At 44.9% G+C, this 17,369-nt stretch carries 14 protein-coding genes; 4 read left to right on the top strand and 10 right to left on the bottom strand.

What is annotated here, in order from left to right; all coding sequences use genetic code 11:
* The first annotated feature begins 616 nt into the window (after positions 1–616).
* Positions 617–2,221 carry a solute:sodium symporter family transporter gene (locus PBT90_RS16300; RefSeq protein WP_264807583.1) on the top strand — a complete coding sequence of 535 codons (1,605 nt, stop codon included), beginning with the start codon at positions 617–619 and terminating at the stop codon, positions 2,219–2,221.
* Positions 2,222–2,225: 4 nt separating this feature from the next.
* Positions 2,226–3,044 carry an inositol oxygenase gene (locus PBT90_RS16295; RefSeq protein WP_264807582.1) on the top strand — a complete coding sequence of 273 codons (819 nt, stop codon included), beginning with the start codon at positions 2,226–2,228 and terminating at the stop codon, positions 3,042–3,044.
* A gap of 41 nt (positions 3,045–3,085) precedes the next feature.
* Here PBT90_RS16295 and PBT90_RS16290 read toward each other — a convergent pair whose 3' ends face one another.
* The gene (locus PBT90_RS16290; protein ID WP_270130038.1) at positions 3,086–3,349 is read right to left on the bottom strand and encodes a hypothetical protein; all 264 of its coding nucleotides are present in this window, start codon (positions 3,347–3,349) and stop codon (positions 3,086–3,088) included.
* A 257-nt stretch (positions 3,350–3,606) separates the two neighbouring features.
* On the bottom strand, positions 3,607–5,553 hold the full coding sequence (locus PBT90_RS16285) for a tetratricopeptide repeat-containing sensor histidine kinase (protein WP_264807580.1): 1,947 nt from the start codon (positions 5,551–5,553) through the stop codon (positions 3,607–3,609).
* 236 nt (positions 5,554–5,789) lie between these two features.
* Between PBT90_RS16285 and PBT90_RS16280 the strand changes: the two genes are divergently transcribed.
* Positions 5,790–6,932 (top strand): acyl-CoA dehydrogenase family protein, encoded by a 1,143-nt coding sequence (locus tag PBT90_RS16280; RefSeq protein WP_264807579.1) that lies wholly within the window; start codon positions 5,790–5,792, stop codon positions 6,930–6,932.
* Between the two features lie 115 nt (positions 6,933–7,047).
* Here the strand turns inward: PBT90_RS16280 and PBT90_RS16275 are convergent, their stop codons facing one another.
* The 8 genes from PBT90_RS16275 to PBT90_RS16240 all read right to left on the bottom strand — a co-directional run bounded on the left by PBT90_RS16275 (position 7,048) and on the right by PBT90_RS16240 (position 15,911).
* Positions 7,048–7,782: an MIP/aquaporin family protein gene (locus PBT90_RS16275; protein ID WP_264807577.1), complete on the bottom strand. Its 735-nt coding sequence runs from the start codon at positions 7,780–7,782 to the stop codon at positions 7,048–7,050.
* Entirely contained in the window at positions 7,782–9,281 is a 1,500-nt protein-coding gene (gene glpK, locus PBT90_RS16270) for a glycerol kinase GlpK (protein WP_264807576.1), read from the bottom strand. Before glpK ends, PBT90_RS16275 begins: the two co-directional genes overlap by 1 nt.
* Before the next feature lie 6 nt (positions 9,282–9,287).
* Positions 9,288–10,853: a glycerol-3-phosphate dehydrogenase/oxidase gene (locus PBT90_RS16265; RefSeq protein ID WP_264807575.1), complete on the bottom strand. Its 1,566-nt coding sequence runs from the start codon at positions 10,851–10,853 to the stop codon at positions 9,288–9,290.
* 88 nt (positions 10,854–10,941) lie between these two features.
* On the bottom strand, positions 10,942–11,442 hold the full coding sequence (locus PBT90_RS16260; RefSeq protein WP_264807574.1) for a SixA phosphatase family protein: 501 nt from the start codon (positions 11,440–11,442) through the stop codon (positions 10,942–10,944).
* Between the two features lie 171 nt (positions 11,443–11,613).
* Positions 11,614–12,348 carry an RluA family pseudouridine synthase gene (locus PBT90_RS16255; protein WP_264807573.1) on the bottom strand — a complete coding sequence of 245 codons (735 nt, stop codon included), beginning with the start codon at positions 12,346–12,348 and terminating at the stop codon, positions 11,614–11,616.
* A 54-nt stretch (positions 12,349–12,402) separates the two neighbouring features.
* Positions 12,403–13,293, bottom strand: coding sequence for an SRPBCC family protein (locus tag PBT90_RS16250; RefSeq protein ID WP_270130032.1), 891 nt, complete (start codon positions 13,291–13,293; stop codon positions 12,403–12,405).
* Positions 13,294–13,521: 228 nt separating this feature from the next.
* On the bottom strand, positions 13,522–15,540 hold the full coding sequence (locus PBT90_RS16245) for a M56 family metallopeptidase (RefSeq protein ID WP_264807571.1): 2,019 nt from the start codon (positions 15,538–15,540) through the stop codon (positions 13,522–13,524).
* On the bottom strand, positions 15,537–15,911 hold the full coding sequence (locus PBT90_RS16240) for a BlaI/MecI/CopY family transcriptional regulator (RefSeq protein WP_264807570.1): 375 nt from the start codon (positions 15,909–15,911) through the stop codon (positions 15,537–15,539). The genes PBT90_RS16245 and PBT90_RS16240 overlap by 4 nt, the downstream gene beginning before the upstream one ends.
* A 315-nt stretch (positions 15,912–16,226) precedes the next feature.
* Here PBT90_RS16240 and PBT90_RS16235 point away from each other — a divergent pair, with 315 nt between their 5' ends.
* Entirely contained in the window at positions 16,227–17,339 is a 1,113-nt protein-coding gene (locus PBT90_RS16235; protein WP_264807569.1) for an alkene reductase, read from the top strand.
* The last annotated feature ends 30 nt before the right edge of the window (positions 17,340–17,369 follow it).

Below are 17,369 nucleotides of genomic sequence, written 5' to 3'. Positions count from 1 at the left end.
CAGAATAAAACCTTTGCTGCCAAAAGATTTTCTATTGGTGGCAAATTCGCCATAGTTAGAATCTGAACTTTAAATTGACATTCAAATGTCAAAACTCAACCATTTAACTATTAGTGGAATCAATGGAAATACCCTAACAATTGAAAGTTCTTCACAAAGCGGAAATCCGAGGGACAAAGTCTCGCCCCATCCAGGGCTTAGGAAAGTCTTTTTAATTCCTTTACCCCGCACTGCGTACAGGGTCATGAATTGTTAAGCTCCTTCGGAGCTAGACTTTGTAGTATTAGGGTTGGATTTAAGACCAATTGACTCTAATACTAAAAGATTTTAATTTAAAGTTACTAGAACTGAATTTCTAACCCCCTTGATATTAAAGAATACTATACCATGAGTTTTCCGAAAAGATCCGAAGGATTGAAACGATTCATAACCCTCGGCAAAGCCGGGGGCATAGACTCCCTCGCAACTTCTCTTAGAGTAAGATGAGATAGCTATTTGTCGCAGTGCCAAAACTGCTTTTATTTCCTTCTCCACCAGCGAGTCAAGTTGGCTCCTTCGACCTAATTCCCTATTTTCCCTGCAAACAATTTTGATAAACCCTCTCAACCCAAAATAATTGCTTACTCTTTTTAGTTTCCTAGCCTTTACCGGCTTCGTAGCGATCTATTCTACCTGGATGCTACGCAAGCAAAACCTTGCTACTCAAGACGGATATTTTCTTGGTGGTCGCAGTTTGACGGGCGTGGTCATCGCTGGCTCCATGTTGCTGACCAATATTTCCACAGAGCATCTGGTAGGAATGAATGGATCAGCCTATAGAAACGGCGCGATCATCATCGCTTGGGAAGTCACTTCGGCTATCGCACTGGTGATCGGAGCTCTGTATTTTATCCCAAAATACCTGCGGATGGGATTGACTACCATTCCTGAGTTTTTGGAGAAAAGGTTTGATAAAATGACTCAGGCGCTGATTTCACTTCTGCTTATCATATCATTCGTAGTCACCTTGCTGCCAATAGTTCTCTATACCGGAGCAATAAATATCGAGTCAATCTTCGGGATATCGGAAACGCTGGGCATCACGCAGGCGGAAGGAATCTGGCTCACTGTAGTCGTGGTAGGAGTAATCGGAGCAGTTTATGCGATTTTTGGAGGATTGAAAATGGTGGCTTACACAGATACGATTAACGGTTTTGGTTTACTGATTGCAGGTTTGCTGGTTCCTGTTTTTGCACTGTGGGACATTGGAGATGGGAATGTGATTGATGGCTTGGTGAAAGTCTTCAATAATGCACCAGAGAAATTTAATGTGATCAGTAAAGAACCTTCTGTTGGCCCGGGATCTCGGGACTCCATTTTGCCATTCGAAGTGCTTTTCACCGGATTGATCATCAATCAACTTTACTTCTGGACCATGCACCAATCCATCGTACAGCGGGCATTGGGAGCGGTTAGTTTGAAAGAAGCGCAAAAGGGACTGCTATTTACAGGTATTTTAAAAATTCTGATTCCACTGGTGATTGTGCTTCCGGGGATTATTGGTTTCTACTATTTCGGAGACACGCTTTTTGATGCTCAGGATAGCGTTTATCCAGAACTGGTAAAGCGTGTGCTTCCGCCTTGGATGACCGGATTCTTCGTGGCTGTGATTATGGGGGCAATCTTGAGCACATTCAACAGTGCCTTGAATAGCGCTGCGACTATTTTCAGTCTGGATATTTTCAAGGTTTATATTAAGAAATCAGCAAACGAAGGTCAGCTCGTGAGAATTGGAAAGTGGGTTTCAGCGATTTTGGCGATCGTCTCTATTCTAGTCGCTCCATTTGTGGCCAATGCTCCAGCTGGATTGTATCAGCTTTTACAGCAGTTGAATGGTATCTTCTTTATCCCGATGGCGACGGTGATTATTGCTGGATTCTTTTTCCCAAAAGTATCTGCCGCAGGGGCAAAAGCAGGACTGGTATTCGGATTGGCATTCTACATATTGATGGATTTGATTCTTCAAGTGAACATACATTTCGTTCATATTTGGGGAATTGAGTTTGTCCTCAATCTGATGGTGATGCATTTGGTGTCTGCACAATCCCCGGTAAAAACTCCATTTGTAATGGCCGATTCTGGTAAACTGAGCATAGTTCCTTGGAAATATGCGACTACGCTGGGTTGGATTTTGATTGCAATCACAGTAATTATTTATGTAATTTTAGGTACAATCGCTTAAGGCTATGGAAACTAAAGAAAAGGAATTCAGAAATTACAATCACGTCGATGTCAAAGCTGCTGTGAAGGAGCATTACCGCAAAATGCGCATGTACCAGACCTACGATTACGTGCAGCGCATGAAATCAAAATACCTGAAGTTTGACAAGCCGATGAATCTGTGGGATGCCATGGAAAAACTCAATGCCTTGATCGATGTCAGTGATCCTGATTTGGATTTGCCGAATGTACAGCACTTGATTCAGTCAGCTGAAGCCTTACGCGCAGATAACCGCCCTGACTGGATGCAGCTGGTCGGTTTGATTCATGATCTTGGTAAGGTGATGTATTTATTCGGATCGGACGAGGACGGCACGAGCCAAGACGAGCAGTGGGGTTTGGTCGGCGATGTGTTTGTGGTTGGGGCGAAACTGCCTGACACCTGTGTCTATCCTGAGTTCAATAAACTGAACCCAGATATGAAAGACCCACGCTACAACACCGAATTGGGGATTTACGAGAAAGGATGTGGTTTAGACAATCTACAGCTCGCTTGGGGGCATGATGAATATTTCTATCAAGTCTTGAAAAACCACTCCCAAAACACAATTCCTGAAGCCGGAATGGTGATGGTACGCTACCACTCTTTTTACCCTTGGCACAATGGGGGAAGTTATTCGCAGTTTGAAGCTCCGCAAGATGCGCAGTACAAGGAATGGATTTTGGACTTCAACCAATATGATTTGTACACCAAATCTCCTAAGATTTACGATTTAGAAGAAGTAAAAGAATACTACCTGCCAATAGCAGAAAAGTATCTGGGGAAGGGGCCGATTTATTGGTAGTGAATTTTTCTTTGCCTATCTGTCCTTAGTTGTATTGGAGTTTAGCGTGTTTTTTTCTTAGGATTTCCTTCGTCTGCTTTGATGGACTGAACCTGGAGTTTGATCAAGTCAAGCTGTTGCTGTGTTTTTTCTTTTATTTCTGTCAGTTTTCCAACTTGGGAGTTTAGGCCTTTGGAGCGTAGTATTTCAGTTTGGACTAGGCTTTCCATTTCTTTCAGGCGTTTAGTTTGGATTTTGTCTTGACGTATGTATTCCTTGAAAAGCAAGAAATGAAGCAGCGCAATACTGCCCAAAACTAAAGGCACTAAAATACCTAGTAAGTGATTTTCAAAAATGGAGAGGACCATTGCAGAATAAAAAGAAGGTCTTCAAAGCTATATAAAGCTATTCTCCGAAATAATACGGCAAATGGACTATTTCATCTGTTTATAATTTGATTTTTAAAGGACACAACCTGTCCCGTGACGAAGGAAACGGGATGGAATCTCGCATGGTTGATAATCATCCCTCTGTGTGTCGTTTTTCGACATGCTCGAGTTCATACCATTAGCCATTGGTCAGATTAGGCTAATCTATCCGGAATGGAAAGGATGACCTGGGTGCCTTGGCCTTTTGCTGATATTATTTGAAGGCTTCCTCCCAGTTCTTCGGCTCGTTTTCGCATGTTGAATAGACCATTTCCTGCAGTAGCCTCAGTTTCTAAAAAGCCCGAGCCATCATCATTTATGCTCAGATTGAAATCACCATTTCTTTGGGAAACAGTAACTAAAATCTGACTGGGATAGGCGTATTTCAGGGCGTTTTGGATTGCTTCCTGTACGATTCGGTAAATTTGGATGCCTTCCGATGAAACCATACTAAAGTTGGGGTCCAAACTTTTATCCAGCTCAAATTCAAAGTTGATTCCACGTGTGGAAATACCAGCTCTCTCAAGGTAATCAGAAATTCTGGCGGACAATTGCCCCATGGTGATTTGGCCGGAATTCATGGCCCAGATCGTGTCCCGGAGCTCGGTGATGGTTTGCTTGGTGAAATTGGCAATGGACTCATATCGATGCGTGAGCGTGTCTTTGATCGGGTCAAAATACTTGAGGTTTTCTATCGCAGAAATGATAAAAGTAAGCTGGGCGCCTATGTTGTCATGCAGATCGCGAGAGATTAACATGCGTTGTTCCTGTAGCTTATTCTGCGTTTCGATCTGTGCCAAAGCTACTTTCAATTCGCCTTCCTGAGTGAGTTGGCGATTCTTCAGTTTTTGCTGGCTGTAGAGCAGATAGCCCACCAAACCCAATACTACCGCCAATACCAGCGAACCGTACAATTGAAAGTTTTTGGTCCTCAGTTCAAGCTGTTGCCGGGCAATGGCCGCATCCTTTTGCTCCGATTGATACCTTGCTTCCAGGTCAGTAGTGAGTTGCTGGATTTCCTGCTCTGTCAATTTCTTGTTTAGATCCACGTAAGCCGAGGTGTAATACGCCGAGCTATCAGGCATTCCTAGAGCAGCATAGACAGGGGACATCAGCAAGTACATACTCGCTACATCATCCTCTGCATTTTGGGCTTTGAAATGGGTCAAGGCTAGCAGGTAATATGCCCTGGATTTGCGGTAGTCCTTTAAGTCATGATAAGATTTGGCCAGATTTGACTCGATCAGTGCATAGTCATAGTCCGCTCCAACTTTTTCAGCTAGCGTGAGGCCTTTTTCAGCAAAGGAAATAGCGAGATCGCTCTTGCCCTGAGCATTGTAGAGTGTTGCCAGGTTATTGTAGGTAGTTGAGGTATAATAGTCGTCTTCCTCATTTTGGAAAATCTCCAAAGCTTCAAGGTAAGTTTCTTCCGCCTTTTCAAAATTTTTCTGGTTTTTATGAATACTGGCAATATTGGTAAGGGTAGAGGCATATAGGTAGTCTTCCCCGTTTGCTTTGCGGTATTCAGCTACTTCTTTAAGGATCTCCAAAGCCTTTGGGTAATTCCTCATTTCCAGATAAATCACCCCAATGTTATTCCGTACAAAATCAGCATTTCGCTCGTTTCCGGTTCGCTCAAAAAAACTGAGTGCTTTCAGGTAGTTGACCATGGCGGAATCAGACTGAAAATCCCGCTGATACACAGAGCCCAGGTTGGTAATGGTACCGTATATTTTCGTAGAGTCCCCCGTTTTATAGCGGATGCGTAGCGCTTCTTGGTAGTTTTTTCGCGCGCCTAGAAGTTCACCTTTTTCCATGTAGGCATAGGCCAGGTCACTGTATGCCTGTGAAAGTATGTCTGGATCGTCGAGTGACATCGCTAGGCCTACATTTTCCTCCCCAAAGGAGATCGCTGTGTCCAGTGATACCGGTACATAATGCCAGGTGAGGTCAGAAAGGACCAAAGATCGTTCTTGGTCAGTAGGGGCATTTGAGAGCTCTAATTTCAAACTGTCCAATAACTGTCGGGTACTTTGGGCGATCAATTTTGTGGAAGCCAGTAAAAGTAGAAATACAGCAAATAATCGGGTAAGAAAACGCATAAACAATTGATTAGATGGAAAATAAGCTAAAAAAGATTTCAGGTGCAAGGCTCCATTTAAAGTGGCAGATTTTCCGATCTGTACATTATTTCATCTTTGGTTTCTGTAGCGTCCTATTTATTTGATTGCGAAAGGGTTGAAAAAGAAATTTCCTACGGTCAGCTAGGATTTGTTGAATCCAAACTATTTCTGAATCTTAGGGTTTTTATAATAGATATAAACCCAAATACATACACATGCTAGATTTCAATCAAAATGAAAATCAGCGGATGATCGCACAGATGATCCGTGATTTTGGTGCCAAGGAAATTACTCCATTTCGCAAGGACTGGGATGAGCGGCAATTTTTCCCTGTAGATTTATTCAAAAAACTAGGCGAACTCGGCCTGATGGGTGTTTTGATCCCTACAGAATATGGAGGCTCAGGTTTTGGATACTTGGAATATGTTACAGCGATTGTGGAGCTATCTAAGCTGGATCCGGCTGTAGGGCTGTCTATGGCTGCGCATAACTCCCTTTGCTCCGGGCACATCATGGCTTTTGGTTCAGAGGAGCAAAAGAAGAAATACCTGCCCAAACTGGCTAGCTGCGAGTGGTTGGGAGCTTGGGGGCTGACTGAACCAAACACCGGCTCAGATGCCGGAAATATGCGTACGGTAGCTAAAAAAGAAGGGGGCCACTGGGTCATCAATGGCGCCAAGAATTTCATCACTCATGGTGTTTCCGGTGATGTGGCTGTGGTAATCGCACGGACTGGTGAAATCGGGGATTCACATGGAATGACGGCATTTATTGTAGAGCGAGGCACTCCAGGATTTAAAGGAGGACGAAAAGAAGATAAACTAGGAATGCGTGCTTCCGAAACGGCAGAAATGATTTTCACGGACTGCAAGGTTTCTGAAAGCCAGGTGTTAGGAAAAGTAGGTGATGGTTTTATCCAATCAATGAAGGTGTTGGATGGAGGAAGAATCTCCATTGCAGCACTTGGTCAGGGCATTGCTGAGGGGGCTTTGGAAGCCGCCGTTCAGTACTCCAAGGAGCGTCATCAGTTCAATAAACCTATCAGTTCCTACCAGGGTATTTCATTCAAATTGGCTGATATGGCTACTCAAGTAGAAGCTTCAAGTCTATTGATTTTCAAAGCAGCAGACCTCAAAAACCGTGGGGAAAAGGTAACTATGGCCTCTGCCCAAGCTAAGTATTACTCTTCCGAAGTGGCAGTTTCCGTTTCCAATGAGGCTGTGCAGATTTTTGGGGGATATGGCTTTACCAAGGATTATCCGGTAGAGAAATTCTATCGTGACTCTAAACTTTGCACGATTGGTGAAGGAACATCCGAAATTCAAAAAATGGTTATCGCTCGGGAGTTATTGAAATAATTCCAGCTTTATCCGCATCAAAAAGCCTGAAATCTGCGAAAATTTCAGGCTTTTATATAATGTAATTTTGGCGATCGTAATCACCAAATATACACTTTTGGTCAAATCCAATCAATTAAGCCCCTGCCATCATATACAGTCCTGCCGCCAAGGCAGCACCTACGAAAGGTCCTATAATGGGAACCCAGCCGTAACTCCAGTCTGAACTTGCCTTGCCTTTAATCGGTAAAATCGTATGCATAATCCTCGGCCCAAAATCACGGGCAGGGTTGATCGCATATCCTGTGGTTCCGCCTAGACTTAATCCAATCACCCAAACCAAAAATGCCACTGGGATCGCTCCAAGCGACCCCATGCCGATTGGAGTTTCATTCACATCGCCTATTTCTACTCCTTCATTGTATAGAATGACCAGAATCAAAACAAAAGTCCCTACCACTTCTGAGAAAAAATTCAATGGAAGGTTTCGAATGGCAGGAGATGTGGCAAAGGGCGCTGCTTTTATCCCCGCATCTTCAGAGGCATCATAATGATCTTTGTAGATTAGCCAGGCTATCCCCACACCTATCATGGCTCCCAAAACCTGCGCAATAATATATCCTGGTGCCATTGCCCACTCAAATTGCCCGGTCAGGGCCAGACCTAGCGTAACTGCAGGATTTAGGTGCGCACCACTATATGGGCCTGCGACCACTACCCCTACATAAACTGCCAAAGCCCAGGCCGTACTGATCTCCATGATACCTCCGCCATGTCCTTTGGTTTTTGGCAAAAGCATGTTCGCTACCACGCCTGAACCCAATAACATGAGCAAGCCAGTTCCTATTAATTCTGCTAGAAATACATTCATTATTCTACCCAGTTTTTAGAGCGTTCTACTGCTTTGTGCCAAAAATGAATCAGCCGGTCTCTTTCAGGATCCCCCATGTGTGGGACAAAACTGCGGTCGGCTTTCCAAAGGGATTTGATTTCTTCCTGATCTTTCCAAAACCCAACAGCTAGCCCGGCTAGAAATGCAGCGCCTATTGCCGTGGTCTCTATGATCTGGGGACGCTTGATTTCACAGCTCAACAGGTCGGCCTGGAATTGCATCAAGAATGAATTGGCCGTGGCTCCTCCATCCACTCTAAGCTCACGGGTGGGCTTACCACTGTCTTTTTCCATGGCCTTCAGTACATCATACACTTGGTATGCGATGGCCTCAAGTGCCGCACGGGCCATGTGGGCTTTGGTGGTGCCTCGTGTGATTCCAAAAAATGCTCCTCTGGCATCCTGATCCCAATGTGGAGCTCCCAGACCCGAGAGAGCCGGCACAAAGTAAACCCCATCATTACCTTCTATGCTGTCTGCCATACGCTCACTCTCTCGGGCATGCTTGAATATTCCCATGCCGTCCCGTAACCATTGAATGGCAGCACCTCCAATAAACACTGATCCTTCCAAAGCGTAATTGATTTCATCTCCGATTTTCCAGGCTATGGTGGTGAGCAGTTGGTTTTCGGAGCGGACGGCTTCTTTTCCGGTATTCATGACTAGAAAACATCCCGTGCCATAAGTGGTTTTTGCCATGCCTGGCTGGGTACAGAGCTGGCCGAAAAGTGCCGCCTGTTGGTCGCCAGCAATTCCGGCAATGGGGATTTTCTCACTCAGTACATCTCCTGCTGTCTCACAGTAGATTTCACTGCAGGATTTTACTTCTGGTAGCAGCGATGAGGGAATATCAAATAGATCCAAGAGTTCTTGATCCCACTCCTGAGTATGGATATTGAAGAGCATGGTTCTGCTGGCATTGGTGATGTCGGTTATGTGGGTTTTGCCCGATGTCAAATTCCAGATCAGCCAGGAATCCACCGTACCAAAAGCCAATTCTCCTGCCTCAGCTTTGGACCTTGCCCCATCCACATGGTCTAGTATCCACTTGATTTTGGTCGCAGAAAAGTACGCATCTATGATGAGTCCGGTTTTACTGACTATCCTTTCTGCCTCTCCTCTTTCTTTGAGCGCATTGCAAAATCCGGCAGTACGTCGGTCTTGCCAGACGATGGCATTGTAGATGGGTTCACCGGATTCTCTATCCCAAATGATGGTGGTTTCCCGTTGGTTGGTGATGCCAATGGCGGCTACCTGCTTGGCTTTGATGTTTTTATTGACCAGTGATTCTATCATCATGGCCGATTGTGATGACCAGATTTCTTTTGGGTCATGCTCCACCCAGCCTGCTTGTGGAAAATGCTGTTTAAAGTCTTTTTGGGCTATGGAGACGATTTTGCCCTGTTGGTCAAAAATGATTGCTCTTGAACTCGTAGTTCCTTGGTCCAAAGCCATCAAATAAGGTTTATTTTGGGTCATTAGGCTTTATTTTTTGATCAAATATTTTTTTGCAGTCTTTTCAAAGTCTGAGAGTTCAGCAGCTACCCAATCCTGATCTTTTCCTAATTCTTTGGCCATCAAGTCGGCAACCTTAGGCGCAGCATCTATGGCAGCCTGAGCATCTAGTACCAATAGCCGGATTCTCCTCGATAGCACATCTTCGACTTTCACAGCCATCTCTTCACGTACGGCCCAGATTACTTCTGCCTGAATGTTGGGGAAATCAGGGTGCAGGAGTTCTTCCCAAGTCTTGTTTTCCTTGGTCAGATCCTGAATGGGCTTGGCATCAAAGCCATAGATTCCCCAGTGGCCTTCCGGGACTCGAGTGGTAGCTCCATGGATTTTCATATCCAGTGAATTACTCTCAGGGATTTTTTCTCCGGTGACCCGGGTGAAATATTCTACCGTGTCTTCCCCCATTTTACGAAAAGTAGTCCATTTTCCTCCTGTAATCGTCACTAAGCCACTTTCCGAAAGAATCACCTTGTGGGATCGGGAGATTTCCTTGGTTTTGGTGCTCCCTTCCTTTGGGCGGGCCAAAGGCCTCAGGCCGGCAAATACTGATCTGATGTCTGCTCGGGTTGGCTTTCTGGCCAGGTACCCTGCTGCAGTTTCCAGTACAAAGTCGATTTCTTTTTGTAAAGCCTCAGGCTCCAGTTTGGGTTTGTCCCGAAGCGTATCAGTAGTGCCTACGACAAGTTTACTGTGCCAAGGAACTGCAAAAAGCACACGGCCATCCTTGGTCTTAGGGATCATCAGTGCGTCCTTACCACCTAGAAACTCTTGGTCCAGGACGATATGAATTCCTTGGCTGGGCTGTATGGTTTTCGGGGCAGAAGGATTGTCCATTTTCAAGATTTTGTCAGCGAAAACCCCGGTGGCGTTGACCACCATTTTAGCATTGACGTTATATTTATTGTTAGTTAACCTATCCGATACACGAAGTCCGGTTATTTTCCCGGATTCATTTTTGGTCAGACTAGTTACACTTACATAATTCAGGACACAGGTCCCCATTTCATCGGCTGATTGGGCGAGATTAATAGCGAGCCGGGCATCGTCAAATTGCCCGTCGTGGTACACCACACCTCCATATAATCCCTTTGGTTTTAAGCCAGGAAGCCTTTTGAGCGTCTCTTCTTTGGATATAAATTCTGATTTGCCAAGGCTTAGTCTGCCAGACATCCAATCGTAAACTTTCAACCCCAAGCTGTACATCAGCCGGTCTTTGGCAGTGAATATGGGGATGATGAACGGCTGGTCGTGTGCCAGATGCGGGGCGTTTTTCAGCAGCTTCCCCCGTTCTTTCAATGCTTCGAAGACCAAGCCTACGTCGCCTTGGGCGAGGTAACGGACACCCCCATGGACCAACTTGGTACTGCGGCTGGAGGTGCCTTTGGCAAAGTCTGCTTTTTCGAATAAAATAACGGAAAGCCCACGGGAAATGGCATCCAAGGCTACACCTAGCCCTGAAGATCCGCCACCGATAACGGCGATGTCCCAAGTTTTGGATTTGTCTTTAAGTTGAAGGAGGTTTTCTGGGCGGTTCATACGGATTAAAAATAGTGATTTTAAGGTAGGGAAAAATTGGGGAAAGTATGTTCTCACAGGCCTATAGAATCTCTATTTCACCTCATAATCAATAGTCCTTATATGTTTTTCTCTCAACTGAAGAAGTACCGTCCTTCGCTAAAGTCACCACATAGATGAAATTGTATTCTGTATCTCCTAGGTCTTCGTATTGTTCGCCGTCCTCTACAAAATAATTTGCCACTTGCCCGACGGTGTTACTATGACCAACGACCAAGATATTTCCTTCTAGACTTCTAAGTTGTATTACTAGCTCATCGTGCTTCTGTGGGTCATAGGAGTTGATGGAAATGCCCGCTTGGTCAGCAGTAGGCTTTGCTGTCATGCGGGTCCGCTGATAATCAGTGCTGAAAATGTGCTGGATATTTTGACCGGCAAGGATCTGGGCAAGTTTTCTCGCCCTGGCAGACCCTGCAGTGGAAAGTTCAGGATCATTTCCGTCCAATTGCTTTTCAGCATGACGGACGATGTAAATCGTTTTGGGTTTAGGGGAGGTACTGCATGCGGAGAGCATGAAAGCTGTAAAAAGGAAGAATAGGAATGTTTTCATCTGTTTGAAATTGTTTTTCAGCGGTCATAACCTGTCCCGTGACGAAGGAAACGGGATGGAATCTCGCATACATTATAATCAGTACGGTGTGTGACGATCTTCGGCCTGCTCGATTTCATAATGGAAAATAAAAAAACCTTGGAGATTTCTATCATTCCAAGGTTTCAGAAGTTACCCGCTGAAGGTATTGTCGAGATGCTGGTCTTTGGTTTTGAGTGTTTCAAATTCCAAAAACTGCTCCCAGAATTCTTCTTCTGGCACTGCAGCTCTCAAGTATAGTTTTTCCTTTTTGACCGGATGCACAAAGATCAAATGGAAAGCGTGCAAATTGATACTGGCGTCAGGATTTGGCTTGGCAAAGCCGTACTTCACATCTCCACGGATGGGACAGCCCATGGAGGCCAGTTGTACCCGGATCTGGTGAGGCCGGCCGGAAATCGGGCGGACTTCCAAGAGCCAATGGTCATTCATAAATCCCATGGTTTTGTAATTGAGCTCTGCTTTTTGCGAACCCGGCACCTCTCGGTCATGGGCGGTCACTACATTTTTCTGCTCGTCTTTGACCAGCCAGTGGGTCAGTTTTCCCATTTCTTCTCTGGGTTTTCTTTTCACCAGTGCCCAGTACACCTTGTGAATATCGCGCTTACGGAATACCTCCATCATGCGCTCAAGGCCTTTGGAGGTTCTTGCAAAGGCTACCAATCCACTGACCGGTCTGTCTAGTCTGTGGATAGGGTGGAGAAATACCGCTCCAGGTTTGTTGTATTTTTTGGCAATGTAATCCTTACAGTAATCTGTCAGGGTTTTGTCACCGGTTTTGTCCCCTTGTACGAGGATTCCCGAGGCTTTATTTACGACTAAAAGGTGGTTGTCTTCGTAGACTACGGTAAATGGCTTCTTTTTCATGATTGCTGCAAAGGTAAGGATTTCACTTCAGAGAGGAGTCATCATAGGGCTAGGCTATTTTTCGCCTTTTCTTTCGCAGATTTCTTTGAGTTTTTGAAGGGCAATGGGCCAGGTTTTTGAGAAATATTCATCGTATTCCATGGTGGAGTCTGTCTCAATCAGAAGAAGCGTTCCTGCTTCGATTTCCTTGAAGGTATATTTTTCATGGGCACCTTTCCACATCTCCACATCTTTGCCTTCGAGTATTTCCACTCCATCATTTAAAATGCCTACGTGTTCTATTTCAAGGTGCTTGGCCGGCAGGTGTTTGATTACCTTACTGATCATTCCGTTTTGATTTCCTTCTTCACCTTGTGATACAAAATGCAGCGTACTGCCTTCGTCCCAGTTGCCGATGTAAGTGGAGCCCGGAGAGAATTCATCTGTCCATTCCTCATATGAGGGCCTTTCGAGCATCAGCCGGTAAACCTCCTCTGGGGTATTGTCGATTTCAATCTGGAAATTCAAGCGCACCAGCTTCGCCTCAGATTGGGTATAGGTTTTGAAACTGTCCAGAATTGCCTGCCATCCATTTTTCTGGGTTTCTGCAGGATGGTCTGGGTCCGGATCAAAAACCTCCGTAATCTCAACTCCATCCGGAACCTCTCTGAAAGTAACCTGAACCTCCCTTCCATCACTCAGGATGTAGTCAAGATGGGAATGCCGCTCTACCTCTTGATACTTGCCTTCAAAATCAAAGCCCGCGCTGCCGTCTTTGGCTTCCATTCTGGTGATGAAACTGCCGCCTGGACGCAGGTCATTTTTTGCACTTGGACTATGCCAATCAGGTGAGGCGCTATTCCAATGGATGATGTGTTTAGGGTTCGTGAAGTATTCCCAGACCATTTCCATAGGTTCATGTACGGTGGCCTTTACAGTGATTTTGGTTTTTTGGGCAGTTGTCATGATCGTGTTATTTATTTCAAAAATCAGCAAAACAAGGGCTGGAATCTGCTATTTCATCGAATGGTTTTCCAAGGATGGAGTACTGGATTCCCTTTCCTTTCGAATGCTTCAAACTCACAAAATATAGCGATTTCTGGTCTGGAAAGTTTTGTTTTGAAATAGAATCACCAAAAAAAAGACCTGACCAATGGCCAAGTCTTTTTTGAAGCATCAACACACAATTAATGATTAGTTATCATCATTTTCATTTTTAAGTTCCTCTTCCAGCTTTCGCTTGAATTCTTCCATTTTGGCGGCATTCTCTTTTTGCCAGATTTCCATTTTGCGTTGGAATTCTTCGATTTTAGGCTGGTTTTCTTTTTCCCAAGCTTTCATTTTGGCCTCAAATTCCTTCATTTTTGGTTCTTGGGCTTTTTGCCATTCTTCCATTTTCTTCTGAAATGCCTCCATTTTGGGTTGCATTTCTTTTTCCCACTGTTCCATTTTAGCACGGAATTCACCTTCGTTGGCTTTCCATTTGGCGATGGCTTCCTGGTTTTCCTCCTGCCACTTGGCGGCCTTTTCCTCTGCTATCTTGGCCCATTCTTTGGCCTTCTTTTCCATTTCTTTTTCCCACTGCTTTCTTTGCTCAGGAGTCATGTTTTTGACCGTGTCTGAGTTGAAAAACATTTCTTCATCACCGTAGATAAATTCCATAGGAGGCATAGGGGCGATGGGTGGCATAGGAGCCATGGGAGCCATGGAAAATTCTGGCATTTCTGCCATAAATTCTTCTGGAAATGCCGGTGGAGTAGGTGGTTCTGGGACATCTGACAACTCTAAAACTGGCATCCCTTCCCAGTCCATATCAGCGGTAGATTTGTGGACAAAGTTGTTGGAGCCTTTGACTATAATGGTATCTCCTTCACTGATGATGGTATCTGCTACGATTTTAAGTTTGTAGGATTTAGGGTCTTTGAGTTCTATGACCTCATTGTCCTTGGTCACCCAAATGTGCTTGCCGGTGGTGACTTCGGTGGAATCCTTGATGATCAATGCCAGGTTTTTCTCCACAATGGTGTCTGCCTCTATGTGGATGTCATGATCGGCATTCATGTGGACATTTGAGTTCACATTGACATGGGGGTTCAGGTGGACGTTTTGTCCCGAGTTGGAATTTATTTTTACTTCAGAGCTGACTGGCTCTGCCAGCTCTACTTTCACGGGGACATCTTGCTGTGCACTGGCCATCAGGCCTGCACTTAATAATAGTGTAAGTAACATAGGGATAGAAATAATAGGGTTTTGCGGATAAGTCTGGGCAGGTTGACCCAGGATCCTTTTGATTCGTTGAAGGGTGGGATTATGTCGTTTCCGCGCTGCAGCCAGCGCTAGCTCCGGCGGATTTTGCTTGGCAAAGTTCAAGACTTCAGACAGGCTATAGGCCAGCTCCTTAGGAGCAATGCCAACCTGCACGGCCAAGTCATCTGCGGCATTTTCACGCAATTCTTTAATCGTCTGATTCATCCACCAGTAGCATGGATGGTAGAAAAAGAGCACTTCCAAAGCCGACTGGAAAATATTGATCAGGTAATCGTTGCGTTTGACGTGTGCCAATTCATGGGCGATGATGGCTTCCAGCTGGGATGGGGAAAGCTGGACTAAGAGTCCTATCGGAATGAGTATAATGGGCTTGAGGTAGCCGAAAGTAATGGGAGACACCCCATGTGAAGTCAGTCTGAGCGCTACATTTTTAGAGATGTTCATTTTCCCCATGAGCCGATATAGCTTTTTCTCCAGTTCAAAATCCTGGGGAGTTTGGGAGGTTTTTCTCAAGGTGCTGATTTCGGACAGACTGTTGAATAGGCGGAACATAAACAGTATTGCTCCTACAAACCAGAAATTGACCAAAACTGGTAATTGTAATTCGATCCAGTTGATCAGTACTTGAATCCACCCTTCCATGCCCAGATCAGAGCCGGCTTTCACTTGCTGGAAGCTCATTCCTTCCAGTGCAAGTCTCTCAAAAACTGGTGTAGGGGTGAAGTTGGAGATTTCATAGGTGAAAGTCGCCAAAGCAGCCAATACAGCAAGCGCCAAACTCCCTAATGCGAGGTGGTATTTAAATGCCGGGCTTTTTTTGTGAAAAGCTTTCAGCAAAAGCCACAGGGTCCCGGCTATTATCACCAGCTGCCACAGGGTATGCACCAATGTCCATCCAGTGGCATAGAGCAAACTATCCGGTATCCAGTCGTTTAAAAGGTTCATCTTTCTTTGGTTTCTAGTTGGTCTAAAAATGCGCGTATTTCATCTAACTCTTCTTTCGAAGGGTTTTCCTGCCCCAGGGCCTGCATGACGAGCTTCTGGGCCGATCCTCCAAATGCAGTCGTTACCAAGTTTTTCAGTAGTGACTTTTGAGTTTCTTTTTGATTGGTAGCCGGGCTATAGATATGCGTCCGCTGAGACTCGTTTCGGGTCAGCATTCCTTTGGTATGCATGATCTGCATGGTCTTCAGGGTAGTGGTGTAGCCCGTGTCTTTGGTTTCTGCCAGCTTTTCGTGGATTTGCCGGACACTTGCTTGTTTCATTTCCCACAATAGGGAAAGTATTTCTAATTCTGATTCGGTAGGCTTACTCATGGGAGTTTATACGATAACTTTCGTACCAAAGATATACGAAGAGAATCGTAAGTTCAAAATATCTACGAAAAAAATCGTATTAAAAACTGTTAAAAAATAGATATTCAGAGGATTAGGATGGGAGAGGTCAGGGGTGATCCTGAAATGAAGGCTGTTTGATGTGAGAGGAAAAACGTAGGTGGATCGTCACCTGGTGATTTTTGGTAAGGTTTTGATTCTAAATCAATGCTAAGAGAGCTGTAAATAAATTGAACTTTAATGCCTTTACATTAGTTGTATAGACATTGAATTTTTGAAAACTAAACCAACACCACCATGAATAATCAACAAGCATTACTGCAACCCATCACCCTGACCGATGGGTTAAAGCTGAAAAACAGAGTCTGGATGGCTCCTATGACCAGAAGCAGAGCAGACAACCCGGAAAAAAAACCATTTGAAATTCATCAAAAGTATTACGCTCAGCGAGCTTCTGCAGGACTGATCATCACCGAGGGTTCCCAGATATCCACTAAGGCAGTAGGCTACATCAACACCCCCGGTATTCATACTGAAGCACAGGTGGAGGGCTGGAAAGGCGTGACCGAGGCGGTTCACCGTGAAGGCGGGCATATTTTTATCCAGCTTTGGCATGTAGGTAGAATTTCCCATCCTGATTTTCACCAGGGAGATTTGCCTTTGGCACCCTCTGCCATTAATCCAAACTCGAAATCCTTTACTCCAGAGGGATTTAAGGAGACTGTGACCCCTAAGGGGATGAGTATGGAAGAAATCAAGCAAACCATAGAAGATTTCAAAAATGCCGGGAAAAATGCCATGAAGGCTGGTTTTGACGGAGTGGAGATCCACAGTTCCAATGGGTATTTATTGCACCAGTTTTTCAATGCCACCAGTAATATCCGGGAAGATGAATATGGGGGATCAATTGAAAACCGTGCGAGAATCCTCTTTGAAATCCTAGATGCGCTTAAAGAAGTGATGCCGGAGCAGAAAATCGGACTTAGGCTAAATCCATCTTTGGATGGAGTATTCGGGATGACTGCTGACGAACAGACTATTCCTACGTTTGAATACATTGTAAAAAAACTTAATGACTACGATTTAGCGTATTTGCACCTTTCCGAGCCTTTCACAGACGTGTCAGAGAAGCCTTATTTGGTCACTGAAATTGCAAAGCATTTCCGGCCTTTGTATAAAGGCACCCTAGTGATCAATGCAGGCTTTGATCAGGAAAAAGGGAATCAAGTCATAGAAAGCGGAGATGCAGATGCAGTGGCCTATGGTACACTTTACATTTCCAATCCTGACCTGGTGGAGCGGTTTGCAGAAAATGCTGAGCTGGCTTCTCCGGACAAGGATACCTTCTATACGCCCGGAGAAAAAGGGTACACCGATTATCCTGAACTGAAGGAATCGAAAGTTGAATAATCACCCTAGGGCCGGAATTTCCGGCCTTTT

It is taken from the genome of Algoriphagus sp. TR-M9 (assembly GCF_027594545.1).
GTDB lineage: Bacteria > Bacteroidota > Bacteroidia > Cytophagales > Cyclobacteriaceae > Algoriphagus > Algoriphagus halophytocola.
Note: the sequence above shows the minus strand (reverse complement) of the source record. Positions and strands in the feature narration are given on the sequence as shown.